General features: G+C 64.4%; 26 protein-coding genes. 8 read left to right on the plus strand and 18 right to left on the minus strand.

From position 1 onward, the window contains the following. Window positions 1-33: 33 nt before the first annotated feature. Window positions 34-1398 carry a DUF349 domain-containing protein gene (locus DFR67_RS23780; RefSeq protein WP_110471967.1) on the plus strand — a complete coding sequence of 455 codons (1365 nt, stop codon included), beginning with the start codon at window positions 34-36 and terminating at the stop codon, window positions 1396-1398. A 79-nt stretch (window positions 1399-1477) separates the two neighbouring features. Here DFR67_RS23780 and DFR67_RS23785 read toward each other — a convergent pair whose 3' ends face one another. Together DFR67_RS23785 and miaB are read right to left on the minus strand one after the other, a co-directional pair. Then, window positions 1478-2074 carry an Rv2732c family membrane protein gene (locus DFR67_RS23785; protein WP_110471968.1) on the minus strand — a complete coding sequence of 199 codons (597 nt, stop codon included), beginning with the start codon at window positions 2072-2074 and terminating at the stop codon, window positions 1478-1480. Continuing rightward, window positions 2074-3597: a tRNA (N6-isopentenyl adenosine(37)-C2)-methylthiotransferase MiaB gene (miaB, locus tag DFR67_RS23790; RefSeq protein ID WP_110471969.1), complete on the minus strand. Its 1524-nt coding sequence runs from the start codon at window positions 3595-3597 to the stop codon at window positions 2074-2076. Before miaB ends, DFR67_RS23785 begins: the two co-directional genes overlap by 1 nt. Window positions 3598-3829: 232 nt before the next feature. On the opposite strand from miaB, the gene gluA reads away from it, so the two are divergent. The 4 genes from gluA to DFR67_RS23810 are packed head-to-tail and all read left to right on the plus strand — an operon-like array spanning window position 3830 to window position 7174. After that, complete coding sequence (gluA, locus tag DFR67_RS23795) at window positions 3830-4558, plus strand: glutamate ABC transporter ATP-binding protein GluA (protein WP_110472052.1); 729 nt, start codon at window positions 3830-3832, stop codon at window positions 4556-4558. 26 nt (window positions 4559-4584) lie between these two features. Continuing rightward, window positions 4585-5625, plus strand: a complete 1041-nt coding sequence (locus DFR67_RS23800; protein ID WP_245938120.1) for a glutamate ABC transporter substrate-binding protein — start codon at window positions 4585-4587, stop codon at window positions 5623-5625. Further along, complete coding sequence (locus DFR67_RS23805; protein ID WP_110471971.1) at window positions 5622-6305, plus strand: amino acid ABC transporter permease; 684 nt, start codon at window positions 5622-5624, stop codon at window positions 6303-6305. The genes DFR67_RS23800 and DFR67_RS23805 overlap by 4 nt, the downstream gene beginning before the upstream one ends. Further along, window positions 6302-7174 carry an amino acid ABC transporter permease gene (locus DFR67_RS23810; RefSeq protein WP_110471972.1) on the plus strand — a complete coding sequence of 291 codons (873 nt, stop codon included), beginning with the start codon at window positions 6302-6304 and terminating at the stop codon, window positions 7172-7174. The genes DFR67_RS23805 and DFR67_RS23810 overlap by 4 nt, the downstream gene beginning before the upstream one ends. Window positions 7175-7197: 23 nt before the next feature. Here the strand turns inward: DFR67_RS23810 and DFR67_RS23815 are convergent, their stop codons facing one another. The 8 genes from DFR67_RS23815 to pgsA form a co-directional block, all read right to left on the minus strand. Further along, complete coding sequence (locus tag DFR67_RS23815) at window positions 7198-7845, minus strand: regulatory protein RecX (protein WP_110471973.1); 648 nt, start codon at window positions 7843-7845, stop codon at window positions 7198-7200. A 47-nt stretch (window positions 7846-7892) separates the two neighbouring features. After that, window positions 7893-8936 (minus strand): recombinase RecA, encoded by a 1044-nt coding sequence (gene recA, locus DFR67_RS23820; protein ID WP_110471974.1) that lies wholly within the window; start codon window positions 8934-8936, stop codon window positions 7893-7895. 275 nt (window positions 8937-9211) lie between these two features. After that, complete coding sequence (locus tag DFR67_RS23825; protein WP_110472053.1) at window positions 9212-9406, minus strand: DUF3046 domain-containing protein; 195 nt, start codon at window positions 9404-9406, stop codon at window positions 9212-9214. Between the two features lie 10 nt (window positions 9407-9416). Further along, a complete protein-coding gene (locus DFR67_RS23830; RefSeq protein ID WP_110472054.1) occupies window positions 9417-10592 on the minus strand; it encodes a glycosyltransferase in 1176 nt (391 codons plus the stop codon). 24 nt (window positions 10593-10616) lie between these two features. Further along, on the minus strand, window positions 10617-10859 hold the full coding sequence (locus DFR67_RS23835) for a hypothetical protein (RefSeq protein WP_146240524.1): 243 nt from the start codon (window positions 10857-10859) through the stop codon (window positions 10617-10619). A gap of 67 nt (window positions 10860-10926) precedes the next feature. Beyond that, window positions 10927-11739, minus strand: coding sequence for a PspA/IM30 family protein (locus DFR67_RS23840; protein ID WP_110471976.1), 813 nt, complete (start codon window positions 11737-11739; stop codon window positions 10927-10929). Between the two features lie 107 nt (window positions 11740-11846). Continuing rightward, window positions 11847-12173, minus strand: a complete 327-nt coding sequence (locus DFR67_RS23845) for a helix-turn-helix domain-containing protein (RefSeq protein ID WP_110471977.1) — start codon at window positions 12171-12173, stop codon at window positions 11847-11849. Between the two features lie 196 nt (window positions 12174-12369). Next, window positions 12370-13035 carry a CDP-diacylglycerol--glycerol-3-phosphate 3-phosphatidyltransferase gene (pgsA, locus tag DFR67_RS23850; protein WP_110472055.1) on the minus strand — a complete coding sequence of 222 codons (666 nt, stop codon included), beginning with the start codon at window positions 13033-13035 and terminating at the stop codon, window positions 12370-12372. A gap of 113 nt (window positions 13036-13148) precedes the next feature. Here pgsA and DFR67_RS23855 point away from each other — a divergent pair, with 113 nt between their 5' ends. Next, the gene (locus tag DFR67_RS23855; RefSeq protein ID WP_110471978.1) at window positions 13149-13691 is read left to right on the plus strand and encodes an amino-acid N-acetyltransferase; all 543 of its coding nucleotides are present in this window, start codon (window positions 13149-13151) and stop codon (window positions 13689-13691) included. A 23-nt stretch (window positions 13692-13714) separates the two neighbouring features. Then, window positions 13715-13999 (plus strand): YciI family protein, encoded by a 285-nt coding sequence (locus tag DFR67_RS23860; RefSeq protein ID WP_110471979.1) that lies wholly within the window; start codon window positions 13715-13717, stop codon window positions 13997-13999. 12 nt (window positions 14000-14011) lie between these two features. Here the strand turns inward: DFR67_RS23860 and DFR67_RS23865 are convergent, their stop codons facing one another. Continuing rightward, complete coding sequence (locus tag DFR67_RS23865; RefSeq protein WP_110471980.1) at window positions 14012-15016, minus strand: TerC family protein; 1005 nt, start codon at window positions 15014-15016, stop codon at window positions 14012-14014. A 71-nt stretch (window positions 15017-15087) separates the two neighbouring features. Between DFR67_RS23865 and DFR67_RS23870 the strand changes: the two genes are divergently transcribed. Then, a complete protein-coding gene (locus DFR67_RS23870; protein WP_110471981.1) occupies window positions 15088-15804 on the plus strand; it encodes an alpha/beta fold hydrolase in 717 nt (238 codons plus the stop codon). Between the two features lie 53 nt (window positions 15805-15857). Here DFR67_RS23870 and DFR67_RS23875 read toward each other — a convergent pair whose 3' ends face one another. From DFR67_RS23875 to DFR67_RS23905, 7 genes are all read right to left on the minus strand, one after another. Further along, window positions 15858-18701: an FtsK/SpoIIIE family DNA translocase gene (locus DFR67_RS23875; RefSeq protein WP_245938121.1), complete on the minus strand. Its 2844-nt coding sequence runs from the start codon at window positions 18699-18701 to the stop codon at window positions 15858-15860. A 118-nt stretch (window positions 18702-18819) separates the two neighbouring features. Continuing rightward, window positions 18820-19440 carry a TIGR03085 family metal-binding protein gene (locus DFR67_RS23880; protein WP_110471982.1) on the minus strand — a complete coding sequence of 207 codons (621 nt, stop codon included), beginning with the start codon at window positions 19438-19440 and terminating at the stop codon, window positions 18820-18822. A gap of 38 nt (window positions 19441-19478) precedes the next feature. Then, window positions 19479-21437, minus strand: coding sequence for a ribonuclease J (locus DFR67_RS23885; RefSeq protein ID WP_110471983.1), 1959 nt, complete (start codon window positions 21435-21437; stop codon window positions 19479-19481). After that, window positions 21434-22339 (minus strand): 4-hydroxy-tetrahydrodipicolinate synthase, encoded by a 906-nt coding sequence (gene dapA / locus DFR67_RS23890; RefSeq protein ID WP_110471984.1) that lies wholly within the window; start codon window positions 22337-22339, stop codon window positions 21434-21436. The genes DFR67_RS23885 and dapA overlap by 4 nt, the downstream gene beginning before the upstream one ends. Before the next feature lie 81 nt (window positions 22340-22420). Beyond that, complete coding sequence (gene thyX, locus DFR67_RS23895) at window positions 22421-23173, minus strand: FAD-dependent thymidylate synthase (RefSeq protein ID WP_110471985.1); 753 nt, start codon at window positions 23171-23173, stop codon at window positions 22421-22423. 102 nt (window positions 23174-23275) lie between these two features. Further along, a complete protein-coding gene (locus tag DFR67_RS23900; RefSeq protein WP_110471986.1) occupies window positions 23276-24529 on the minus strand; it encodes a winged helix-turn-helix domain-containing protein in 1254 nt (417 codons plus the stop codon). After that, window positions 24529-25029 (minus strand): dihydrofolate reductase, encoded by a 501-nt coding sequence (locus tag DFR67_RS23905; protein ID WP_110471987.1) that lies wholly within the window; start codon window positions 25027-25029, stop codon window positions 24529-24531. Before DFR67_RS23905 ends, DFR67_RS23900 begins: the two co-directional genes overlap by 1 nt. Between the last annotated feature and the right edge of the window lie 6 nt (window positions 25030-25035).

The following is a 25035-nucleotide window of genomic DNA, read 5'->3' on the forward strand; positions in this document are numbered from 1 at the left end:
GCAGCCGTGTCGCGCGGCAGGACAAGGAAAAACATGACCGAGCACACCCCTGAACCTGCTGCAGACGCCACCCCGGCGCCCGGCCCCCGGCCGGGGCCTCGGCCCGGCCCCCGGCCCGGACCACGCCCGGGCCAGCACGCCCCGCCGAAAGTGCACGCCCCCGCCGACGTCATCCGACCCGCATCGGATCCGTCCGAGTTCGGCCGTATCGATGACGACGGCGCCGTGTGGCTCAAGAACTCCGAAGGCGAACATCAGATCGCCTCCTGGCAGGCAGGAACCGCGGCTGAGGGCCTCGCCCACTTCGGACGCCGCTTCGACGATCTCGTCGTCGAGGTCGAGCTGCTCGAGGAACGCCTCGAAGCGGGCACCGGAGATCCCCGGAAGACGAAGATCGCAGCCGCCGCGTTGGTGGAGTCTCTCCCGACGGCCGCGGTGATCGGTGATGTGGACGCGGTCGCGAAACGCCTGCAGACGATCATCGACGGAGCCGATGGAGCCGCCGAAAAGGTCAAGCACGACCGCGACGAAGCGCGCACCGCCGCGATCGCGCGGAAAGAGGAGCTCGCCGCCGAAGCCGAGGAAATCGGTTCGGAGTCGACCCAGTGGAAGGTCGCCGGCGATCGCATGCGGGTGATCCTCGAAGAGTGGAAGACCATCAAGGGCGTCGACCGCAAGACCGACGACCAGCTCTGGAAGCGCTACTCGAAAGCACGCGACACCTTCAATCGCAGGCGGGGCGCGCACTTCGCCGAGATGGACCGTGAGCGCGCTGGGGCACGTTCACGCAAAGAAGAGCTCATCACCGAGGCCGAGGCACTGTCCGCGTCCACGGATTGGGCTGATACCGCCGCCAAGTTCCGTGAGCTGCTCACCCAGTGGAAGGCGGCCGGTCGGGCACCGCGCGATCAGGACGACGCGCTATGGGCCCGCTTCAAAGCGGCGCAGGACGTCTTCTTCGGCGCCCGCAACGCTGCGTCCTCCGAACGGGACGCCGAGTTCGAGACGAACGCCGCAGCCAAGGCCGAGTTGTTGACCCGGGCCGAGAAGTCGATCGATCCGGCAGCCGATCTGGACGCCGCCCGTCGCGAGTTCAGGTTGATCCGCGATCAGTGGGACGAGATCGGCAAGGTCCCCCGGGAACAGATGCACTCGCTCGAGGCCCGTATCAAGGCCGTGGAGAAGCGTATCCGCGATGCCGAGTCCGCACAGTGGCAGCGGACCGATCCCGAGGTCAAGGCCCGGGCGCAGCAGTTCGCCGACAGGGTCTCGCAACTCGAGGATCAGGCTGCGAAGGCCGAGGCCGGTGGTAAGGCGAAGGATGCCCGCAAGCTACGCGAGCAGGCCGAGCAGTGGCGTGAGTGGGCTCGTGCGGCCGAGGGTGCCATCAGCGACTGAGACGAAGCCGGAGGCGGAGCTCGACCATGGACTGAGACGAAGCCGGAGGCGGAGCTCGATCAGCGCGATTGAGCGCGAGTCAGTCCTCGTTGTCGGGGTCGGTGGGCCGCGGTCGTCGCTGCAGGGCGAGGGCCCTTTGCTCCTCGGCGGCCGCCTCGTCGCGACGCTGGGCCTCGAGGGTGAGCTGGTAGTTGGTGCGGGTCCACACGACGCGAGACCAGTGGAAGACGATCACGAACATCGCGATCCAGCCGACGACGAGTCCGACACCGACGCCGCTCGGCGGTGTGAATCCCGAGACTCCGGGAGTGTTGCGAGACCACCAGGCGAGCATTCCGGCGACACACGACACCGCGCTGCCGCAGAGTGCGACCCAGGCGAAGAACCAGCGGCGGGTGATCAGGGCGAGCACCGAGAACCCGACACCGAACACCAACTGCAGCCAGACGAAGATGCGTGAGGTGATGGTGACGTTTTCTGCAGCGGCGTCCGCATTGAAGGTCAAGACGTCGATGCCGGTCACCGACCCGGTGTGGGGCAACACGAATGAGAGCAACACGGCGAGGACCGCGACGGCGACCACCACTGCACGGGCTCCCGGATCGATCTCGCCCGCGACCTTGCGCTCGGCCTTGCGTAGATCACCTTTGAACTGATCGAAATCTGGTTCGGCCATCACATCTCACATCCTGAGCCGCAAGCCGATTCCACCGGTGCGCTCGTCGGTTTTCCGATTGTCGGCAGCCCCAGACCCACACCGATCGGCGGAGTCTGCGGTGTGGTGCCTGCGGAGTGGGCGTCGCCGGCCCGGGTTCGCCGGTGCGCGGTGATGCCATCGTCGGCCAGCAGGTAATGCGGCGCAGCCCCGGTGACCACCGCGTTCACGAGATCTCCGGGCCGGATGGCGTCGTCGGCGGCGGCGAAGTGGACGAGTCGCCCATCGCGAGCGCGGCCGGTCATGCGGCCTTGATCCTTGCGGCCGTCGGCGGTGACCAGAACCTCGACCGGCGCACCGATCAAATTCTGATTCTCTTCGAGGCAGATCCGATCCTGCAGCTCTGTCAGCCGCATATAGCGCTCGGACACAACTGCTTTGGGAACCTGCTCGCCCATGTCTGCGGCCGGCGTGCCCGGTCTCGGTGAGTACTGGAAGGTGTACGCGCTGGTGAATCTGGCCTTGGCCACCACGTCGAGGGTGTCCTGGAAGTCTTGTTCGGTCTCACCGGGGAACCCCACGATGATGTCGGTGGTGATCGACGCATGCGGCATCGCGGCACGGACCCGGTCGATGATCCCGAGGAACTTGGTGCTGCGGTAGCTGCGGCGCATCGCCTTCAGGATCCGGTCGGAACCCGATTGCAACGGCATGTGCAGTTGCGGGCAGACGTTGGGGGTCTGTGCCATCGCGTCGATCACGTCGTCGGTGAATTCGGCGGGGTGGGGCGAGGTGAAGCGCACACGTTCGAGACCCTCGATGTCCCCGCACGCCCGCAGTAGCGCGGCAAAGGCACCGCGATCGCGTCCGAGGTCTGGGTCGGCGAATGACATCCCATACGCGTTGACGTTCTGCCCGAGCAGGGTCACCTCGCCGACACCCTCGTTCACCAAGGCCTGCACCTCGGCCAACACATCGCCGGGACGCCGGTCGACCTCTTTGCCTCGCAGGGCCGGCACGATGCAGAAAGTGCAGGTGTTGTTGCAACCGACCGAGATCGAAACCCAGCCCGAGTATGCCGACTCGCGCTTGGCAGGCAGCGTCGAAGGGAATGCCTCGAGGGCGTCGATGATCTCGACCTGCGCCTGCTCGTTGTGTCGCGCCCGCTCCAGGAGCACCGGCAACGACCCGAGGTTGTGGGTACCGAAGACAACGTCGACCCAGGGCGCCTTCTTCACGACGGTGGCGCGATCCTTCTGCGCGAGACAGCCGCCGACGGCGATCTGCATTCCGGGGCGGCGCTCCTTGACAGGCGCCAGGTGAGAGAGGTTTCCGTACAGCTTGTTGTCGGCGTTCTCCCGCACCGCGCACGTGTTGAACACCACGAGGTCGGGCTCGGCTCCGTCTTCGGCACGCACATAGCCGGCCTCTTCGAGAAGCCCGGAGATGCGCTCCGAGTCGTGGACATTCATCTGACAGCCGTACGTGGTGACCTGGTAGGAACGCCCGCTGGTCAGCGGACTGTCGGTCACCGGACTTGTCATCGATATTGTCACTCGATCCAGGGTACTTGCCCGGCCCGACCAGGCGAAATGGACGCGACGACCTGCGATTTCGGTGAGCCGCCCGAGCAAGGCGCACCCGGCGAAAGACGGGTGTTGCGCTCACGGCCTTCTACCCCACCCAATAGGGTCGTTGTCCATGACAACATCTCGGGACTCTGAGGGCGCTCACCGTCCGGTCAGCAAGGTACCGGCCGGCGGCAGCAGCCAGACGATGATCAGCATGACGAACGTACAGAAGCATTTCGGCGATCTGCACGTCCTCAAAGATGTCGACCTCGAGGTGCCGGCAGGTCAAGTTGTGGTGATCCTGGGCCCCTCGGGTTCAGGTAAGTCGACGCTCTGCCGCACCATCAATCGTCTCGAACCGATCGACAGCGGCGAGATTCGTATCGACGGCAAACTCCTGCCGGCCGAGGGCAAGACACTCGCAGCGTTGCGGGCGGACGTCGGGATGGTTTTCCAGTCCTTCAATCTCTTCGCCCACAAGACGATCCTGCAGAACGTGACCCTCGCCCCGATGAAGGTACGCGGCAAGAGCAAGGCCGATGCGGAAAAGCGCGGTATGGAGTTGCTCGAACGCGTGGGGATCGCGAGTCAGCGCGACAAGTATCCGGCCCAGCTGTCAGGCGGTCAGCAGCAGCGAGTGGCGATCGCACGGTCGCTCGCAATGGAACCCAAGGTCATGCTGTTCGACGAACCCACCTCAGCACTCGATCCCGAGATGGTGAACGAGGTCCTCGACGTCATGGTCTCGCTGGCCAAGGAGGGCATGACCATGCTCGTGGTGACCCACGAGATGGGTTTCGCCAGGAAGGCAGCCGATCGCGTCATCTTCATGGCCGATGGGGCCATCGTCGAGGACGACGAACCAGAGACCTTCTTCACCAACCCCAAGTCCGACCGAGCGCGCGACTTCCTCGGCAAGATCCTGGGCCACTGAGGACTGTGATGAACCGACACACACGCATGAACACACGTACCCCCATCGCTGCGCGAAGACCACGGCGATGGACCTCGATCCTCGGGGTCGCTGTTGCCGCCGTCCTGATCGCGGGCGGGCTCGCCGCCTGCGGCAACACCAACCCGCGAAACCTGCTCGAGTCCATCGAGCAGGGCTCGGTCATCGCAGGCACGAAGTTCGATCAGCCCGGTCTCGGCCTGCGTCATCCCGACAAGGACTTCACCGGTTTCGACGTCGCGGTGTCGGAGTACGTGATCAACAACATCGCCGAGACGAACGGGTGGGACAAGCCCGACATCACCTGGCGCGAAACCCCCTCGGCTCAGCGGGAAACGCTGATCGCCAACGGTGAGGTCGACATGATCGCGGCCACCTACTCGATCAATGCCGCCCGATCGGAGAAGGTGGCGTTTGCGGGCCCGTACCTCATCAACTACCAGGGGCTTCTCGTCCGCGAGGACGACGACAGCATCGTTACGCTGACCGACCTGAACAACGGTAAGAAGTTGTGTTCGGTCACCGGTTCGACATCTGCACAGAACGTCAAGAACCAGTTGCCCAAGATCCAGCTCCAGGAGTACGACTCGTATTCGTCGTGCGTCGAGGCGTTGCGCCGCGGCAAGGTCGATGCGCTGACCACCGATGAGGCGATCCTGGCCGGTTTCTCGGACTTCTACCCCGACGAGTTCAAGCTCGTCGACATGACCTATCCCGAGGACGCCTGCGTGACGTCGAGCGGGAAGAAGTCGCTGAAGGCGGCGGGGACACCGTTCTCGACCGAGCGGTACGGCATCGGAATGGCCAAGGAGTACCCGGAGGCGGTCGAGGCGGCGAACGAGGCGCTGGTCAACATGATGACGCCACCGCCAGGAGGGGGTCCGTCCGCATGGGAGACCGCGTTGCGCGACAACATCGGTAGTACGCAGGTCGATTCGATGATCGAACGGTCGGAGGGACCCGACTCGACGTACGCCTTCACCCCGGAGCCAGGAAATCTGGAATTCCTCGAGTCCAAGTCCACCCCCTGCCCGGAGGGACTGTCATGAACGAACTCTGGACAGATATCGGCCCAGGGTTGTGGCCCGCCTACTGGGTGACGATCAAACTGACCTTCTTCTCGGCCATCGGCTCGCTCCTGTGGGGCACGGTTCTCGCAGGAATGCGGGTCTCTCCGGTGCCCGTCATGCGCTTCTTCGGTACCTGGTACGTCAACATCGTCCGAAATACCCCGCTGACCCTGATCATCATCTTCTGCTCGGTCGGCCTGTACCAGAATCTCGGGTTGGCCTTGGCTCCCGAGAACGAGAACTTCATCGACAACAACAATTTCTGGCTCGCGGTGCTGGGGTTCACGTTCTACACCTCGACATTCGTCTGCGAGACGTTGCGGTCCGGCTTCAACACCGTTCCGCTCGGACAAGCCGAGGCGGCGAGATCGCTCGGTCTGCCGTTCAGCAAGGTTTTCGCACTCATCGTGCTGCCTCAAGCGATCAGGTCGGTGATCGGCCCGATGGGCAGTGTGCTGATCGCTCTGACCAAGAACACCACCATCGCGTCGGCGATCGGTGTCGCCGAGGCATCGTTGCTCATGAAGGAGCAAATCGAGAACCACGCCGACCAGGTCATCTGGATCTTCGCCATCATCGCCGCCGGCTTCATGGTGCTGACACTCACCGAGGGCTTCGTGTTCGGTTATCTCGCAAAGCGATTGGCGGTCAAACGATGAGCAGCTCAACTGTTCTGTACGACGCACCCGGGCCGAAGGCACGCAGGCGAAATCGTGTCATCGCGGTCGTCTTCGGCGCGATTGTGCTCGCTGTCGCCGTCTACGTGCTGGTGGCCCTGGGTGACAACGGTCAGCTGACCGCCGAGAAATGGGATCCGTTCATCCAGTTGGACACGTGGACGACGTACCTGCTGCCCGGCCTGTGGGGAACGATCAAGGCGGCCGTGCTGTCCATCGTCTTCGCGTTGGTGCTGGGGGCGATCCTCGGGATCGGCCGGTTGTCGGACCATCGCGCGATCCGCATTCTCAGCGGCGGAACCGTGGAGTTCTTCCGTGCGATCCCGGTGCTGATCCTGATGATCTTCGCCTACTACCTGTTCGCCGAATACGCGGTCTTCCCGGCCGAACAACTTGCGTTCGCGGCCGTCGTCACGGGACTCACGCTCTACAACGGGTCGGTGATCGCGGAGATTCTCCGTTCGGGTATCAACTCGCTACCCTCGGGACAACTCGAGGCCGCCAACTCATTGGGCATGCGGAAGTCGCAGACCATGCGGTTGGTCCTGTTGCCGCAGTCGGTCACGGCGATGCTCCCGGCGTTGATCTCACAGATGGTCATCGCGCTCAAGGACAGCGCGCTCGGGTACGCCATCGGCTACATCGAGGTCGTGCGATCGGGCATCCAGTCCGCATCGTTCTACGGAAACTATCTGCCGGCGCTGGTCGTGGTCGCGCTGATCATGATCGCGCTGAACTTCGGGCTCTCGTCCTTCGCGACGGTCGTCGAGCGTCGTGTTCGGGAAGGTAAGCGCAAAGGCACCGTCGGCGACGTCACGATCAAGGACGACGCCATCACCGCCGACCGCTGAAACGGCCCGGTCGACCGGCTGCGCTAGTCGCGCAGCCGGTCGATCTCGCTTTTGACCAGACCCAACGCCAGCGACGGCGAGTATCCCCGACGCACCAGCATTGCGACGAGACGTCGGGTATGCCTGTCCCGATCGGCGCGCTCCAACAGGTCGTCTGCGGTCAGCCGACTCGTCTTACGACGCAGCATCTCCGCCGCTCGATCGTGTTCGGCTTCGTCGTCGACTTGGCTGAGGGCGTCTTCGATGATCACCTGATCGACGCCCTTGTTCCTCAACTCATGTCGCAGCGCCGTCCGGCCCTTGCCACTGTGCAGGTGTCTCGACCGGACCCATTGCTGTGCGAAGTCGTTGTCGTCGAGCAGCTGTGCCCGCTCCAGGCGGTCCATGACCGCGTCGATCTCTTCTTCAGGAAAATCTTTGTCCTGCAATCGCTTCTGCAACTCGGATCGGCTTCGTGCCCGCACCCCGAGCAATCGAAGTGCTGCGTCGTACGCAGACGCCGAGCTGGAGCCGAAACCGACACCGACACCGGTGTCACGTCTACCACCCGGGGCGTTCTCCAGAGCCGCTGCCCCCTGGTGCTCAGATGCACTGCGGGAGAGGATCGCCTCGGTCGCCGACCGCAATTCGGCGGCGCTCGCGAGAGGATCCTCTCCCTCAGAGTCGTTCATATCTCTACGTTTTCGTGAACTCGATCTGTTCCAAGCTTGGGTCTGTTCTAGAACTCGACCGGTGCCGGGGCGACCTCGTCCTCAGCGGTCAGGACAGCACCGATACCGAGCTTTTCCTTGATCTTCTTCTCGACCTCATCGCGGATCTCGGTGTTCTCCAGCAGGAACTTACGAGCGTTCTCTTTGCCCTGACCCAACTGCTCACCTTCATAGGTGAACCATGAACCCGATTTGCGAATGAAGCCGTGCAGCACGCCCATGTCGATGAGCGAGCCTTCCTTGCTGATGCCCTGGCCGTACAGGATGTCGAACTCCGCCTGCTTGAACGGCGGCGCGACCTTGTTCTTGACCACCTTGACGCGAGTGCGGTTGCCCACTGCCTCCGTGCCGTCTTTCAGGGTTTCGATCCGGCGCACGTCGAGCCGTACCGAGGCGTAGAACTTGAGCGCCTTACCACCGGTTGTCGTTTCCGGCGAACCGAACATGACACCGATCTTCTCGCGCAGCTGGTTGATGAAGATCGCGGTGGTGCCGGTGTTGCTCATGGCACCGGTCATCTTTCGCAGCGCCTGGCTCATCAGACGTGCCTGCAGGCCGACGTGGCTATCGCCCATCTCGCCCTCGATCTCCGCACGGGGGACCAGCGCGGCCACCGAGTCGATGACCAGGATGTCGAGCGCACCGGATCGGATCAACATGTCGGCGATCTCGAGTGCCTGCTCACCGGTGTCGGGCTGCGACACCAACAGCGCGTCGGTGTCGACGCCCAGCTTCTGCGCGTAATCCGGATCCAGCGCGTGCTCCGCGTCGATGAAGGCCGCGATACCACCGGCTGCCTGGGCATTGGCGACCGCGTGCAACGCCACGGTGGTCTTACCTGACGACTCCGGGCCGTAGATCTCGACCACACGGCCACGGGGCAGACCACCGATTCCCAGCGCGACATCCAGCGCGATGGAGCCGGTCGGGATGGTGGCGATCGGCTGGCGAGCGTTCTCGCCGAGACGCATCACCGAACCCTTGCCGTAGTTCTTGTCGATCTGAGCCAAGGCCAGATCGAGGGCCTTTTCGCGGTCTGGTTGAGCTGCCATGGTTACCCCTAGTGGTGGTTGGGCCGAGTTGTCGGCGGTGGTGCCGCCGGTCTGGCGGGATCGGGCTCGTTTTCGCGTATTCGGCGTCTCTTTGCGCACTGGCGTCACGCTAGAGCAGCCCTCTGACAATTCACTTGTCCGGCGAATCCCGGTCTCGACATTTCCCATCGTCGCTTCTATCTGCCATCCACTGTAGGCGAACGCGTGTTCGAGTCAAAGACATACGGTGATGACACGCCGAAAAGATCAGGGATGACGCCGCAAGATCGGAAGGCCTACCAGCGGCTGCGAGGCACGTCGAAGTCGCGACACAGCGCGACCCAGACGTCCCTCGGATCGACGCCCGCCTCGAGGGCTTGCGCTGCCGTCCGGCCACCGAGATCGGTCAGCACGTGGTCGACGAGCAGCGAATCCGCGGTGGTGGCGCCGAACTCAGAGCTGATGAGTTCGGAGAATTCGGTGAGTCGCACGACACCGAGACTAGCGAAACGCGCCGCGGCCCGCCGCGCGGGCACAGACCGCCACGGCGTCGACGGTATCGGCCGCCGTGGCGCCCGCGCGTCGGGCGGACTCAGCAAACGATTTGCTGTCCAACACCTTTCGGCACGCAGCACTCAACGCCTGCGCACCCGCGGGCCGTACGACCTCCGCACTCCCCCATCGGCGGGCTCGCTGGGCGAGTTCCCACTGGTCGCCGCCGCCGGGGACAAGCACCTGGGGAACCCCGGCAATCAGTGACTTGGCGAGCATCCCGTGGCCACCACCGCAGATCACCAGATCAGCCTCCGCCAGCAGCAAGTCCTGTCTGCCGTGCCCGGCGATCGCCCACGACGGCAGATCGGTCACCGCAGGCGCCAGGCCGGAGACCACTGCGCGCACCTGCCTGCCCAGCAGATCGGGAGCAAGTGCCTGCAGAGCAGTCTCGGCGAGACCGACCGCACCTGTCGTGGCCGTGGACGGGGCAATCACCACCAAAGGCGCATCGCCCGGCGGCGGCGTGAACTCCACGCCGGTCGGCTCCCAGAGCAGCGGACCGACGATCTCGGCCTCGTGCGGCCAGTCCGGTCGCGGGACCTCCAGGGCGGGCAACGTGGCGATCAGTCTGGCCCTGGGCGATTGTTCACGTGCCGGCAGACCGATCTGACGACGGGCAGTCTGTCGCTGTCGCCGCCCGACTTTGATCGATCGATCGGTGGCGGCCCGCATCAGGGTGTCCCGCAGTCGTCCGCCGACACCGGTTCCGGGCGCGAGGCCACTGCCGATAGGTGGCAGCGCGCGCGAAGGAATGTAGAGCGGATGGGGCGACAACTCCACCCACGGGATGTCGAGCGTTTCGGCGGCCCAGCCCCCGCACACCGTGATGACATCGCACACCACGAGATCGGGCGGATCGTTGCGGAACAGCGGGACCAGGAGCTGACACATACGTGCAGCACGGACGCCGAGTTTTGCGCCCGCGTCTGAATCGTCGTCGCCGAAGTCCGCAACGAGACCCGGCAGTTCCCTCACCTGTAGACCGCGGGCCCCCGCAATCTCGATCCAGCCTGAACCGGTATAAACAACGGGATCAAAACCGTTGCCTTGCAACAGCTCCGCCAAGGCGAGTACCGGCAGCGCATGTCCCGCATCCGAGCCTGCCACGAGTGCGACCCGCAGTGGGTCGACTCCAGAACGGGTCAACTACAGGCCGGAACGGGTGGATTGCTTGTCCGAACTCGCCCACTTGACGACGGACACGACGCCGAGGACGACAAGGCCGATCACCAAGATGTAGAGCAACCCCTTGACCAGCGCCATGATCAGGCCGAAGGCCAACCACACCACCAGAACCGCCAGCAATACTTTCCACCACATGATGCTCTCCTCATTCCGGCGTTCGTCTCCGGTGACCACCACGTTGCCAGGGGCGGACGTCGATGTCACGGTCACACCGTCAAGATGGGTGGAAGATCAGGGACTACCCCGAGATCTGCCGACCGGTCGAGACCGCTCAGTTCGCTTGCGGCTTCTCGATGTTGGGTTTGACGGCCGCCGCAGGATCGCTCGCCGCAGTCGCACTGGACTCGCCGGCGGGCAGCGACTCGCCGGCCATGGAGGCGCGGATCTGCTCCAGGCGCGAGTGGCCTGCCATCTGCACACTGGCCTGCTGCACTTCCATCATCCGACCCTGGACCGAGTTGCGGGACAGCTCGGCAGAACCGAGGGCATTGGCGTACCGACGCTCGATCTTGTCGCGCACCTGCTCGAGATTCGGGGTGTTGCCGGGCGCCGAGAGCTCACTCATCTGATTGAGCGACGCAGACACCTGCTCCTGCATCTTCGCTTGTTCCAGCTGACTGAGAAGCTTGGTCCGCTCGGAAAGCTTCTGCTGGAGCTGCATCGAGTTCTGCTCGACAGCGCGCTTGGCCTGCTCCGCCGCCTGCAAGGACTGATCGTGCAGATTCTTCAGGTCCTCGACGCTCTGCTCCGCGGTCACCAGCTGCGCCGCGAAGGCCTCCGCGGCATTGGTGTACTCGGTCGCCTTGGCCGTGTCACCTGCCGAAGCAGATTTGTCGGCGAGGGTGAGTGCCTGACGGGTGTTCGCCTGCAGCCGCTCGATGTCCTCGAGTTGTCGGTTCAGCTTCATCTCGAGCTGGCGCTGATTGCCGATGACCGCTGCCGCTTGCTGTGACAGCGCCTGATGCTGACGCTGCGCGTCCTCGATCGCCTGCTGAATCTGAATCTTCGGGTCGGCATTCTCATCGATCTTGGCGTTGCCGAACGCCATCAAGTATCTCCACGCCTTCACGAATGGGTTAGCCATTGCCCTGCCTTGTCTTGAAGTCCGTTTCCGAGCAGTTCGATGTCTAATCTATCGTCTGGTCCCACCTGAAACAGCAGAGGTCGCAAGACGGGGGTGTCACACACGAATCAAGCGGCCGCGAGCGCAGCCGGCGCCGGGATGACGACCTTGGTTTCCGTGGCGATGGTTGCGTGCCCGCCCTGGGGCGCCGCGTGTTCCGGATCGGTGCGCAGCGTGTCCCGCACATCGAGCAGCACGTCCGCGATCTCCACTGCCAGCGCATCGCAGATCGCCGCGAGCAATTCGCTCGACGCTTCCTTTTGGCCGCGTTCGACCTCCGACAGATACCCGAGACTCACCCGCGCACTTGTCGAGACCTCGCGCAGCGTCCGACCCTGATCCATGCGGACCCGCCGCAGGCTGCCACCGAGCGCTTCCCGCAAAAGCAGTGCCATTTGAGTCCTCCTCAACACGTCAGTCTGTCCAACGCCACACGGCTCGATTCCGTTCCCGGGTCCCTACGAGCGCGCCATGCACGCACTCGGGCCGGTCGAGTGGTTCGGCGATCGACCGTGTGCACGAGACTAGACGACTATTCTATCGATCGCCGGACAGCGACATGCGTTCAGACACCGGTGAGTCGATCCACCATCAACGGTGGCTGCGGCCGTCCATCTGCCGGGCGGCGGCCGCATCCCGGCGTCGTTGCGCCCGCTTGGCAAAGGCCTGCCAGACGTAGTCGAAGCCGGTGACAACCGTCGCGATGAGCGCAGCGGCCATGATGATCACCGCGAGCCAATGCAGCAGGCCCGGCAGCGGCAAGATGTAGAGCCCGATCGCGACGGCCTGCAATAGGGTCTTGAGCTTGCCACCGCGACTCGCCGGGATCACCCCGTGGCGCAGTACCCAGAACCGCAGCACGGTGATTCCGAGTTCCCGCGCGAGGATCACTCCCGTCACCCACCACGGGAGCTCACCGAGTAGCGACAGACCGATCAACGCCGAGCCGATCAGAGCTTTGTCCGCGATCGGATCTGCCAGCTTGCCGAAGTCCGTGATCAGTCCGCGCTGGCGTGCTATTCGGCCGTCGTAGTGGTCGGTGACAGCGGCCAGAGCGAAGATTCCCCAGGCCAGCGTTCGCCACCGGGGATCGTCGCCACCGTCGACGAACAACACCACGACGAACACCGGCACCAATGCGATGCGGAACATCGTGAGGATGTTCGCGAGATTGAGAACCGGAACATCAGTGCTGACCGGGTCTGAGATGGGGTCGGCTTCGGGGTCGTTGACCTCGCGCCGCAATCGATCAGCCATGAGCAACACCTGGTTCCGGTGATACACGATGCCCAATAGCCACACGCACAGGATAGGCGGCGCCCCCTGCGGTCACCGGCAGGGGTACACGGCGTTCGTATTACTGTTCATCCATGGCATCTGACGAGCGCTCCACACAGCAGGCTGCCGCCGCACCCGTGACCGCGGTGACGGTCCGACGCGCCCGCACCTCCGATGTGCCGCGCATCAAAGAGCTGATCGACCAGTACGCGGGCCGGATCCTGTTGGAGAAGAACCTCGTCACCCTCTACGAGGCCGTCCAGGAGTTCTGGGTTGCGGAGTTCGGTGGCACCGTCGTCGGCTGCGGTGCCCTGCACGTCCTGTGGGCCGATCTCGGCGAGGTGCGCACGGTGGCCGTCGACAAGGCGCACGCCGGACACGGTGTCGGACATCAACTCGTTGCCCGCCTGATGGACATGGCACGGGAGCTGCAGTTGAGTCGGGTCTTCGTCCTGACATTCGAGACCAGTTTCTTCGCACGACACGGTTTCACCGAGATCGCCGGCACCCCTGTCACGTCAGAGGTGTACGAGGAGATGTGCCGTTCCTACGATGCCGGCGTCGCCGAGTTCCTCGACCTCAGCTACGTCAAACCGAACACCCTTGGAAACACCAGGATGATCGCAAGCCTGTAAGCCGACACGACGAAAGTAGAACCATGGCCACATTCCTCGTCACCTACACCTTCTCGCCCGCCACCGCGTCGGTCCGGGATGACACCCGGGCCACCCATCGCGCCTGGCTCGCCTCGCTCCTCGACACGGGCGTGCTCAAGGCGTCGGGGCCGTACACCGACTCCTCGGGCGCGCTGTTGATCTTTGCCGCGCCCGACGCCGATGCCCTGTCGTCGATCCTCGCCGGTGATCCCTATGTGCCGGTCGCTGCAATCGACGCAACGACCATCACGGAGTGGACACCGGTGTTCGGGCCCATCACCGACTGATTCCGGAGCCGGTTACGGACTGAGCTCGGTCTTTTCTTCCTTGCGGGCGACGGATCTCGACTTCAGCAGGCTGGCCACCGTCGTGATCACCAGTGTGCCGACGATGACCGACAGCGACAGCGGGGTCGAGATCTCCGGGACCTTCACGTGTTCGCCCCCGTTGATGAAGCTCAGCGTGTTCTCGTGCAAGGCGTGCAGGACCAGCTTGATACCGATGAACCCGAGGATGAACGAGAGGCCGAAGGACAGGTACACGAGTTTGTCGAGCAGGCCGCCCAGCAAGAAGAAGAGCTGACGCAGACCCATGAGAGCGAATGCGTTGGCCGTGAACACGATGTAGGGCTCGGAGGTCAGTCCGTAGATGGCCGGAATCGAGTCGAGCGCGAACAGGACATCCGTGAAGCCGATGACGATGAGCACCATCAGCATCGGAGTGGCGAGACGCTTGCCGTTCTCTTTGGTGAACAGCTTGTCGCGGTCGTAGTTGTCCGTGGTGCGCAGCGCCTTCTTCACGAACACCTGAATGCGACTGTCGCGCTCTTCTTCGGCTTCTTCTTCGTGACCGGACTCGCGAACGAGCTTGATCGCGGTGTAGATGAGGAACGCGCCGAACAGATAGAACACCCAGGAGTACGCGTTGATGGCCGCGGCACCGACAGCGATGAAGGCTCCACGCATGACCAGCGCCATCAAGATGCCGAACAGCAGCACCTTCTGCTGATACTCACGCGGCACCGCGAACTTGGCCATGATGATGACGAACACGAACAGGTTGTCCACCGAAAGGGCCTTCTCGGTGACGAAGCCTGCGTAATACTCGGTACCCGACGTCGACCCCCACTTCCACCACACGAATCCGCCGAAGATGAGGGCGACCGTGATGTAGAAGGCAGACCAGAAGCCCGACTCCTTGATCGAGGGGGCGTGCGGCACTCGCACATGGGCGAAGAAGTCGAAAACGAACAAGCCCAGGATCACCAGGATGGTGATGATCCACACGGTCGATGACACGTGCACAGTCGTTGCCTCCAAGCAGCAGTTCCAGTCGAACAGTAAAGGTCACTTTACCGAATGTTTGGGAGATCTGAATGTCAGCGAGCACGACCCCCGGCTGGCTCTTGCTACACGGAGTCCCCCTCTCACCGGCGGTTTGGGCGCCCCTAGTGCAGCGATTGCCCGCAGCGACGGCAGGCGACGTCGCAACTCCAACCCTCGTGGCCACCGAGAGTTCACCCGATGTTCAGGCAGAACTGGCCCGCAACCTGATAAACGAAGCCCGGCAGGGTCCCCGCCCTGTGCATGTTGTGGGGCATTCATTCGGTGGTCAGGTCGCGCTCGAGTTCGCCCTCGGTGCTCCTGAATCGGTGGCATCACTGACTCTGATGTGCACCCGCGACACCCCATTCCCGGCTTTCGCGCAACTGGCCGAGACCGTGCGCGGAGCGCCGGTCGACGCCTCGGCGTCGGTCCGACGCTGGTTCAGCGCCGCTGAGATCGCGGCGGACGGGCCTGCCGTGCGCTACGCCCGGGACACACTCGACCAGGCCGACCGCGCGGAATGGGCCATCGCGCTGACTGCGATCTCCCGTTTCGACTGCTCGGCGCGTACCGCCGCGATCAGCGCACCGACCACGCTGATCGCAGCCGAGCACGACCCCGTGGCCACCGTCACCGCGATGCGCGGGATGTGCGGCCGGATCGCCGGCGCCCGGATGACGGTGCTGGCCGACGCCGGACACATGTCACCGTTCAGTGATCCGAACCGTCTCGCTCACCTGGTGCTCGAGAGCGCCGGACGAGCCTGAAGTGCGGCGAGCCCCGCAAGTGCGACGAGCCCGGAATACGGCGGGCCTGGAGTTCAGTCGCCTGTCTCGTCATCGGTGTCGGATCCGCCACCGCCGGTGATGGAGGCGATGACTCCGGCGAGGTCCTCCGGTTTGACGAGCACGTCGCGCGCCTTGGAACCCTCGGACGGTCCGACAACACCCCTGGTCTCCATCAGGTCCATCAGGCGGCCGGCTTTCGCGAAACCGACCCGAAGCTTGCGCTGCAGCATCGACGTCGAACCGAACTGACTCGACACCACGAGTTCGATCGCCTGTAGGAGGTCATCGAGGTCGTTACCGATGTCGGAGTCGATGTCTTTCTTGTCCGACACCTTCTTGGCCGTCACGCCCTCGGTGTAATCGGGCTCGCTCTGGTCCTTGGCGAAGTCGACGACCGCCTGGATCTCCTCGTCCGTGATGAAGGCGCCCTGCATGCGGACGGGCTTGCTCGCACCCATCGGCAGGAACAACCCGTCGCCCATACCGATCAGCTTCTCCGCGCCGGGCTGATCCAAGATGACCCTCGAGTCGGTCAGCGACGACGTCGCGAACGCGAGGCGCGAGGGGACGTTGGTCTTGATCAGACCGGTCACCACATCGACCGAGGGACGCTGCGTCGCCAGCACCAGGTGGATACCCGCCGCTCGGGCCTTCTGGGTGATCCGGACGATCGCGTCCTCCACGTCGCGCGGCGCGGTCATCATCAGGTCGGCGAGCTCATCGACGATCGCCAGGATGTACGGATACGGCTTGTACACGCGCTCGGATCCGAGCGGCGTCGTGATCTCGCCCGAACGCACCTTGGAATTGAAGTCGTCGATGTGGCGGACACGGGAGGACTTCATGTCCTGGTAGCGCTGTTCCATCTCCTCGACCAGCCACGCGAGGGCAGCAGCGGCCTTTTTCGGCTGCGTGATGATCGGCGTGATCAGGTGCGGAATACCTTCGTACGGGGTCAGTTCGACCATCTTCGGATCGATCAGGATCATCCTGACCTCATCCGGGGTGGCGCGGGTCAGCAGAGACACCAGCATCGAGTTGACGAAGCTGGACTTACCCGAACCGGTGGAGCCGGCGACCAGGAGATGCGGCATCTTTGCGAGGTTCGCGGTCACGAAGTCACCTTCGATGTCCTTACCGAGACCGATGACCAGCGGATGCTTGTCCTTGCGGGTTGAACTCGCGGTCAGCACGTCCGCGAGCCGGACCATCTCCCGGTCGCTGTTGGGTACTTCGATGCCCACCGCGGACTTGCCGGGGATCGGTGCCAGCAGACGGACGTTGTCGGTGGCTGCCGCGTAAGAGATGTTGCGCTGCAGCGCGGTTATCTTCTCGACCTTCACCCCGGGACCGAGTTCCACCTCGTAGCGGGTCACCGTCGGTCCACGCGTGAAGCCCGTGACGGCGGCATCGATTTTGAACTGCTCGAGCACGGCCGAAATGCGATCGATCATCTCGTCGTTGGCGGCGCTCCCCAACTTCGGTGGGTCGCCGTCGATCAACAGACTTGCCGGCGGCAGCTTGTAATCGCCCTCGACCGCTCGGTCGACCACCAGCGCGTCGTGATCGCCACCGAGGTCATCGTCGTCGTCATCATCGATCGGCGCGGCCTTCGGCGTCGGCTTGGGCACCGGACGCTTGCGCACCGGCTTCGCTCCGGCAGGTGGATTCGTGATTGCGGACGTCACCGCGGTCGGACTGCCGTCGTCATCGATGATCGGCTCGGTCATCGCTTCCGACGCAGTCACGGCGGTCGCCGGCGGCACAGCGGACGCCTGGCGGCGGCGTGGCGGCCTACGCAACGCCTCTGATCCGGCGGCAGTCGGGTGGTCGTCGGGAGGATAGTTGTCGTACGGGTTGCCGAACGCGGTGTCCGCGTAGCCGCCGTCGACGTCATCATCGTCCGGCTCTTCCTCGTCCCATTCACGATCGACACCGATTCCGAGGTAGGAACCGATGACCGCGGTGAGTTCGCGCACCGTCAGACCCGAGAGCAGCAACAGCCCGAAGGCCATGCACAGCAGCAGTATCGGGACAGACAGCCACGCGGTGAGACCATCGGTGAGTGGGCCGCCCACCGCGAAACCGATGAAGCCCCCGGCGCCTTGCCTGCCGTCGAAGTCACTCGGCGCACCCGAGAAGATATGGAACAGTCCGGGCAGCGGTAATCCGATGAGCAGTGCCGCACCGAAAAAGCGACCGCGACCGCGCGGGTTCGGCGCATGTCGCATCAGCAGGAACCCGATGACGATCAACACGACCGGGACCACTGCGGCGACGGATCCGAGCACCGCACGGGTGGCGGAGTCCACGAACGCACCGACGGGACCACCTGCGTCGAACCAGATCGCAGCGATCATGACGATCGCGGTCGCGATCAGCACCAGTGCGATCCCGTCTCTGCCCTGGGTGTGCTCCGGCCCCTGATCGCCGTCGGCTTGCGCGTCCCAGCCGTCGCCGAAATCGCCGGCGGCCTCGTCCCAGCCGTCATCGGTGTCGTAGATGCGTTCGTCGTAGTTCGGGTCACCGCCTCGCGAACCCACCCGGGCGACCGCGCCGACACCCTTGGCCAGCATTCCCCAGCCGGCCCCGACACCGCTGCCCATGGTCTTGGCGACGGATCGGCGCTCACGCTGCGGCCGCGCCGAGGTCGCTGCCGTTCTCTTTGTCGCGGCACGCTTCGGAGAAGACTTCTTCGCCGCGGCCTTTTTTGCTGTGGTGGGCTTCTTCGCAGCGCTCTTCTTCGGCCCGGTGGCCGGTGAGGCCTTCTTCGGTGCGGCCTTGCGCGGCGCAGCCTTCTTGGCGCCGGCCTTGGTCGCCGGCGCAGAACTTCGAGCCGACGCGCCAGAACGACGGGCGGTGGACTTGGTTGCCATGGCTGACAGCCTAGTCGGCATCAGTCACACCTACCTCATCAACAACACGCGTATCGCGGGCCGTGTCAGATTCGTGATGGAAGAGCACCACGTCCGTCGGGGCACCTCCAGACTTCGCTCAGAAGCCGCGTTTGGCCGCCTTCACGGCTGCGATCGCGTCCACATCGCCGGAAAAGTCGAGCACGGTCTTAGAGCGTCCGAAGACGAACAAGAGCAGTTCCAGAGGTTCGCCGGTGACCCGGACCACCGGTCCGCGACCTCCGACACCGATCTGTTCGCCCGCAGGGGTCACCAGCTCGACCGTCGCGGGCGACTTCGCGATCGCCCGCTTGCCCATCGCCTTCAACGGACCCAGTATCGCCTTTGTGCTGGCGGTGTCCAGAGTGCGTGGCTCCCACTCGGCACCACCGCGTCGAACGTCTTCGTGATGGACGAACATCTCGGTGATGTTCACAAATCGATCAACCAGCTTCAGAGGGGAGAACAGGGGCGGACCTGCGGCGAATTTCCTGACCATCGAGTCCCAGTCCCCCGCCGCGACCTCGTTCTGGACCTTTTCGGTGTGCCCGGCGAACGCGGAGATCAGAATGCCGGGCGACGCGTCCAGCCGGTATTCGCGCACGATCATGTGCGCGGTCAAATCTCGCGCGGTCCAACCGTCACACAGTGTCGGCGCATCTGGGCCCACCGCTCGCAGGGTGGTTGCGAGGGCGGCGCGTTCATCTTGGGCAATGGTCATGTGACCACCCTAGTTGCCAGACTGCTTGTTTCCCGGCCTCAGTCGCCAGATCCGTCGCGCACCGTGAGCACCGTGGGGATGATCATCGGACGGCGCCGGTACTTGTCGGCAACCCAGCGACCGACGATCCGGCGAATCGTCTGCGCGATGCGGTGGGTGTCGGTCACCCGCTCGGTCGCCATCTGCGTCAATGCCTGCTCGACCAGGTCCGCAGCTTCTTTGAGTGCTGTCGGATCGTCGGAGAATCCGCGTCCGGACACCTCGGGAGGACTGATCGCCCTGCCCGTGGCCGCATCGATGACGATCGCGATCGCGATGAAGCCACCCTCACCGAGAACGAGCCGCTCGGACAAGGTCGACTCCCCCACATCGCCGACCGACAGGCCGTCGACATAGACGTAGCCGACCGGAACCCGGCCGGTGATTCGGGCCTTGCCGTCGACAAGGTCGACGACGACCCCGTCTTCGGCCAAAACGACCGCGTCGGCAGGCACGCCTGTTGCCTCGGCCAACGCGGCGTTCGCACGCAGATGGCGCCATTCGCCGTGCACAGGCATGACATTCGATGGACGCACCGCGTTGTAGAGATACAGCAGTTCACCCGCAGACGCATGGCCCGACACATGGACCTTCGCACTCTGCTGGGTGACCACGGTCGCTCCGCGACGGGCGAGTCCGTTGACGACGGCGAAGACGGAGTTCTCGTTACCCGGGATGAGCGAGGAGGCCAGCACCACGAGATCGTCGGCGCGGATGTTGATCTGACGGTGCTCGCCACGAGCCATTCTCGAGAGCGCCGAAAGCGGCTCGCCCTGCGAGCCTGTCGAGATCAGCACGAGCTTGTGATCCGGCAGACTCGCCGCTGTGTCGAGGTCGACGACCACGCCATCGGGAACGCGCAGGTAACCGAGCTCCTGGGCGATCTGCATGTTGCGGACCATCGAGCGACCCACGAATGTGACTCGCCTGCCGTGGGTGTGCGCGACGTCGACGACCTGCTGGATGCGATGGACGTGTGAGGCAAACGACGCGACGATGACCCGCTGCTTCGCCTTGCCGATGACCTGATCGAGCACACCGCCGATCTGACGTTCGGGCATCACAAACCCTGGGACCTCGGCGTTGGTCGAGTCGACCAGGAAGAGGTCGACGCCCTCGTCACCGAGCCGGGAAAAACCGGCCAGGTCGGTGAGCCTGCCGTCGAGCGGCAGCTGATCCAGCTTGATGTCACCGGTGTGGAGCACCACGCCCGCACCGGTACGGATCGCGACCGCCAGCGCATCAGGAATCGAGTGGTTGACCGCGAAGTACTCGCAGTCGAACGGCCCGTGTGTGGTGTGCTCACCTTCGATGACCTCGATCAACTTCGGTCGCAGGCGATGTTCTTTACATTTCGCGGCCAGCAGTGCCAGCGTGAATTTGGAGCCGATGACCGGTATCTGCTGACGTAGGCGGAGCAGGAACGGAACCGCGCCGATGTGGTCTTCGTGACCATGGGTCAACACGATCGCCTCGACGTCGTCGATGCGATCCTCGATGTAGCGGAAATCGGGCAGGATCAGGTCGACGCCGGGCTGGGCATCTTCAGGGAAGAGCACGCCACAGTCGACGATCAGCAGGCGACCGTCGTACTCGAACACGGTCATGTTCCGGCCGATTTCACCGATGCCACCGAGCGCCACGATCCGCATGCCGCCCTTGGGCAGTTTCGGCGGGAGTCCGAGTCTGTCGGTTCCCTCGACCACCTTTGGCTCGTTGCGTTTCTGCGGAGCCGACTTGCCACCCTTGCGCTCACGCGAGGTCCGTTTGGCAGCAGCAGGTTTCGCGGCTCGAGGGGCCTTGGCCGCGGGGGCCTCGGCCACAGGCTCTGCCGGTGGCTGGGACACGGGCTCGACGTTCACCGGCGGCGCTGCGTTGACCGGTGGCGGGTCCGACGGCGGTCCGGCTTGCCGGACCACCCTGCCGCGCCGACGTCCGCCGCCGTCTGCGGTGGTCATGAAAGCACCTTGGCTGCACGCAGATCAGCGATCAGCGATTCGATCTGGGGGCCGCTGGCCGGCACCTGCGGAAGCCGGGGGTCACCGACGTCCATCCCGACGATGCGGAGCGCCGCCTTGACCATGGTGACACCGCCGAGGCGACCCATCGCATTGACGAGCGGGATCATCGAAACGTTCAGTTCGCGGGCGCGCACCAGATCTCCTTTGTTGACGGCTTCGAGCATGTCGCGCAACCGATCCGGGACCAGGTGTCCGATGACGCTGACGAATCCCGCAGCCCCGATCGACAGCCAGGGCAGGTTCAGTGCGTCTTCACCGGACAGATACTGCAGCCCGGTGTCAGCCATGAGTGCCGCCGCCGAGTTGAGATCACCCTTGGCGTCTTTGACACCGACGATGTTCGGGTGGCGCGACAACTCCAGCAGCGTGCGGTGTTCGATGGGGACCACCGAGCGCGGCGGGATGTCGTAGAGCAGGACCGGCAGGTCGGTGGCGTCGGCGACGGCGGTGAAATGGGCCAACAGACCCGTCTGCGGCGGCCTGGAGTAGTACGGCGTCACCACCAACAGCCCATGCGCGCCGAGCGCAGCGGACTCCTTGGCGAACCAGACACTCTCGCGGGTGTCGTAACTACCCGCACCCTGCACGATCCGGGCCCTGTCGCCGACGGTGTCGAGAACCACGCGCAGCAGATCGAGCTTTTCGGTCGGCGACGTCGTCGGGGACTCGCCGGTGGTCCCGGAGACGACGAGTCCATCGCAGCCGCCTGTCACCAACTTGTCTGCGAGCTCTGCGGCTCGGTCGAGGTCAAGCTTTCCGTCAACGGTGAACGGCGTCACCATGGCAACACTGACTGTCCCGAAAGGGAAGCTCTGCGGTTGCATCTCACCGGTGGTCATGGTCGGTAAGGTTACCGGAGCCATAGGGCACCGAGTGACGCCGCGGCGTCCATCGCTCTCAATGCACTCGCGATGACCGGCTCAGCCTTCGAAGACGAACGGGGATGTAGCCACCTCGGTACCGTCGGAAAGCCTCCCGATCTCGAAATCACCGAACACCGTCGGCGCGACCTCGATCAGCTGACGCAGGCATTCGATGGCCAACTGCCGGATCTCGACGTCTGCGTGCTCGGTTGCCCGCATCCCGATGAAGTGACGCCATGCGCGGTAGTTACCTGTGACGACGATCTTCGTCTCGGTGGCGTTCGGCAGCACCGAGCGGGCTGCCTGCCGCGCCTGCTTGCGACGGAGGATGTTGTTCGGTACGTCGGAGAACTTCTCCTCGAGCGCGGTCAGCAGCTCGGAGTAGGCCTGTCGGCTGGCGTCGGTGGCGGCCACGAACAGCGCCTCGAGTTCTTTGTCGCCACGGATCGCCGGAGGCGGTACCACGTTCGAATCGTGCTCTGGTACAAAACGTTGCGAAAGCTGCGAATACGAGAAGTGACGATGTCTGATGAGTTCGTGGGTGCACGACCGGGAGATCCCCGAGATGTAGAACGTCACCGTCGCGTGCTCGAGCAGTGACAGATGACCGACCTCGAGGATGTGCCGCAGGTATCCGGCGTTCGTCGCTGTCCGCGGATTCGGTTTGTCCCAGCTCTGGTAGCAGGCCCGGCCGGCAAACTCCACGAGCGCCTCGCTGCCGTCGACGTCGGTGCTCCAGGGCACATCGGCGGGCGCCTCGAAAGACGATTTCGCCACCAGTTGCACCTTCAACGGCACCATTTCCGACACTGCAGTTCCTCTTTTCTCGCCACGGGTGAGCAGTGCCGATTGTCTCCTACCCGCCGACGTCGGCCACACGCGACCTCGCGACGGTGCATTGCGCCGGCCGGTTCAGCGCCGCCGGGTCGCCTTGTGCAAGTGCACGCAGAGGCCGCCGCGATCGCCCACCACGATTTCTTCGACGCCGAGCCAGTTCGCCATGTCCAACAGATCTGTTGCCAGCGAGTCCGCGACCAGCGCCGCATTTGTGCCGGGTTCGGCGAACGCACCGAGGACGAGCAGACGATTGCCAGGCCGGTCCGTCTTCAGGTCCACCCTGGCGACGAGTTGATCTCCCATCAGATACGGCAGGACGTAGTAGCCGTGGACTCGTTTGGCCTCGGGAACATAGATCTCGATGCGGTAGTGGAAGTCGAAGACGCGCTCGGTCCGCGGCCTGAAGAACACCAGCGGGTCGAAGGGGCTCAGCAGAGTCGACCGACTCACGGTTCGCGGGATCTTGGCGCCGGGGTGCAGATAACCGGGCTTGTCCCAGCCCTCGACGCGGACCTGCTCGATCTCCCCCATCGACAACAGGTCCGCCAGCGCGGCCCGCGCCGGCGCGGGTTTCAACCGGTAATAGTCACGGATGTCCGCTTCGGTACCCACCCCGAGTGCCCCGACCGCGCCTGCCACCAGCGACCTGACCGCGTCCTCGCGGGGGATGTACACGTCGGCGTAGTCGCCGACGACGTTCTCGGTGAGATCGTAGTAACGGGTGAAACCGCTTCGGCGCGTCGCCGACAGCTCACCCGCCGCAAACATCACCTCACACAGATACTTGACGTGACTGCGGTCCCACCAGGCCCCTTTCTTCGGCCGTTTCTCATGACCCAGGTGATCTTCGAGCATCCCACTGGTGCTGGGGCCGATCTCTGCGACAGCGTCTCGGATGCGCGTCCGCAACTCGGCGGCCTTCTTGTCGCCGACGGCCTCGCGGTACCGCCCGTGTGCGTAATCCTCCATGCGCCAGCGGAACAGCGGCCAGTGCTCGATCGGGATCAGCGCGGCCTCATGAGCCCAGTACTCGACCAGCAGGGCCGGGCGGCGCGTGGTGGGTTCCCATGCCGCCTGCTCGAGGAGCGTCCGGTCGTACGGACCGAGCCGACTGAACATCGGCATGTAGTGGGCTCTGACCGCCACACTGACCGAGTCCATCTGGATGAGCCTCGTTCTGGACATCATGCGCTGTAGGTGCCGGCGGTTGACCGCCGCGGTGGGTTGTCGATCTGCAAATCCCTGCGCCGCCAAAGCCAGACGACGAGCCTGCGTCGCCGAGAGATCTTGTGCGCCTGCAGAAGTCGCGACTACGACCTTCTCCACCATCAGCGCTGTGCCGAGTAGCGAAGAAAGCGGTACCGAAGGCCTGAAGCCGAGGTCAGCCAATCCTCGTCCGCGTCGAGATACCAGCGACTCGAATCGAGTTCCGGGGCAATTGTGTCGCCATCCGCGACGTCGATGTCGATCTCGGTGACGTAGGCGACGTGTGCGAGGTCGATTGCGCCGCGATAGATCTCGCCTCCACCCATGACGAAGACGGTGTCGTCGAGCTGTTGGGCCGACGCCAGCGCCGACGCCACGTCGGGAAAGCGCTGCGCGCCGACGCCCTGCCAGTCGTGCTGCCTCGTGATCACCAGATTGGCCCGGTTCGGCAGGGGACGAAATCGTTCCGGAAGTGAATCCCAGGTGCGCCTGCCCATCACGACGGGGTGGTGGCCGGTGGTCGCGCGAAAGTACTTCTGGTCTTCGGGAAGGTGCCAGGGCATGTCGCCGTCGCGACCGATCACGCCACCGTTGGCTTGCGCCCAGATCAGTGCGATGGTCATCGGAGC

This window comes from Williamsia limnetica, from assembly GCF_003217475.1.
In the GTDB taxonomy this organism is placed as follows: Bacteria; Actinomycetota; Actinomycetes; order Mycobacteriales; family Mycobacteriaceae; genus Williamsia; species Williamsia limnetica.

What these genes read in the sequence shown, in the direction of transcription:
- DFR67_RS23855 (WP_110471978.1), top strand. Translation starts at nt 13,149, where the DNA reads ATGGCATCTGACGAGCGCTCCACACAGCAGGCTGCCGCCGCACCCGTG.
- DFR67_RS23800 (WP_245938120.1), top strand. Translation starts at nt 4,585, where the DNA reads ATGAACACACGTACCCCCATCGCTGCGCGAAGACCACGGCGATGGACC.
- DFR67_RS23870 (WP_110471981.1), top strand. Translation starts at nt 15,088, where the DNA reads ATGTCAGCGAGCACGACCCCCGGCTGGCTCTTGCTACACGGAGTCCCC.
- recA (WP_110471974.1), bottom strand. Translation starts at nt 8,936, where the DNA reads ATGGCAGCTCAACCAGACCGCGAAAAGGCCCTCGATCTGGCCTTGGCT.
- DFR67_RS23805 (WP_110471971.1), top strand. Translation starts at nt 5,622, where the DNA reads ATGAACGAACTCTGGACAGATATCGGCCCAGGGTTGTGGCCCGCCTAC.
- DFR67_RS23810 (WP_110471972.1), top strand. Translation starts at nt 6,302, where the DNA reads ATGAGCAGCTCAACTGTTCTGTACGACGCACCCGGGCCGAAGGCACGC.
- DFR67_RS23845 (WP_110471977.1), bottom strand. Translation starts at nt 12,173, where the DNA reads ATGGCACTGCTTTTGCGGGAAGCGCTCGGTGGCAGCCTGCGGCGGGTC.
- DFR67_RS23815 (WP_110471973.1), bottom strand. Translation starts at nt 7,845, where the DNA reads ATGAACGACTCTGAGGGAGAGGATCCTCTCGCGAGCGCCGCCGAATTG.
- DFR67_RS23900 (WP_110471986.1), bottom strand. Translation starts at nt 24,529, where the DNA reads ATGGTGGAGAAGGTCGTAGTCGCGACTTCTGCAGGCGCACAAGATCTC.
- miaB (WP_110471969.1), bottom strand. Translation starts at nt 3,597, where the DNA reads ATGACAAGTCCGGTGACCGACAGTCCGCTGACCAGCGGGCGTTCCTAC.
- DFR67_RS23860 (WP_110471979.1), top strand. Translation starts at nt 13,715, where the DNA reads ATGGCCACATTCCTCGTCACCTACACCTTCTCGCCCGCCACCGCGTCG.
- gluA (WP_110472052.1), top strand. Translation starts at nt 3,830, where the DNA reads ATGATCAGCATGACGAACGTACAGAAGCATTTCGGCGATCTGCACGTC.
- DFR67_RS23840 (WP_110471976.1), bottom strand. Translation starts at nt 11,739, where the DNA reads ATGGCTAACCCATTCGTGAAGGCGTGGAGATACTTGATGGCGTTCGGC.
- DFR67_RS23780 (WP_110471967.1), top strand. Translation starts at nt 34, where the DNA reads ATGACCGAGCACACCCCTGAACCTGCTGCAGACGCCACCCCGGCGCCC.
- DFR67_RS23785 (WP_110471968.1), bottom strand. Translation starts at nt 2,074, where the DNA reads ATGGCCGAACCAGATTTCGATCAGTTCAAAGGTGATCTACGCAAGGCC.
- pgsA (WP_110472055.1), bottom strand. Translation starts at nt 13,035, where the DNA reads ATGGCTGATCGATTGCGGCGCGAGGTCAACGACCCCGAAGCCGACCCC.
- DFR67_RS23885 (WP_110471983.1), bottom strand. Translation starts at nt 21,437, where the DNA reads ATGACCACCGCAGACGGCGGCGGACGTCGGCGCGGCAGGGTGGTCCGG.
- dapA (WP_110471984.1), bottom strand. Translation starts at nt 22,339, where the DNA reads ATGACCACCGGTGAGATGCAACCGCAGAGCTTCCCTTTCGGGACAGTC.
- DFR67_RS23875 (WP_245938121.1), bottom strand. Translation starts at nt 18,701, where the DNA reads ATGGCAACCAAGTCCACCGCCCGTCGTTCTGGCGCGTCGGCTCGAAGT.
- DFR67_RS23905 (WP_110471987.1), bottom strand. Translation starts at nt 25,029, where the DNA reads ATGACCATCGCACTGATCTGGGCGCAAGCCAACGGTGGCGTGATCGGT.
- DFR67_RS23880 (WP_110471982.1), bottom strand. Translation starts at nt 19,440, where the DNA reads ATGACCATTGCCCAAGATGAACGCGCCGCCCTCGCAACCACCCTGCGA.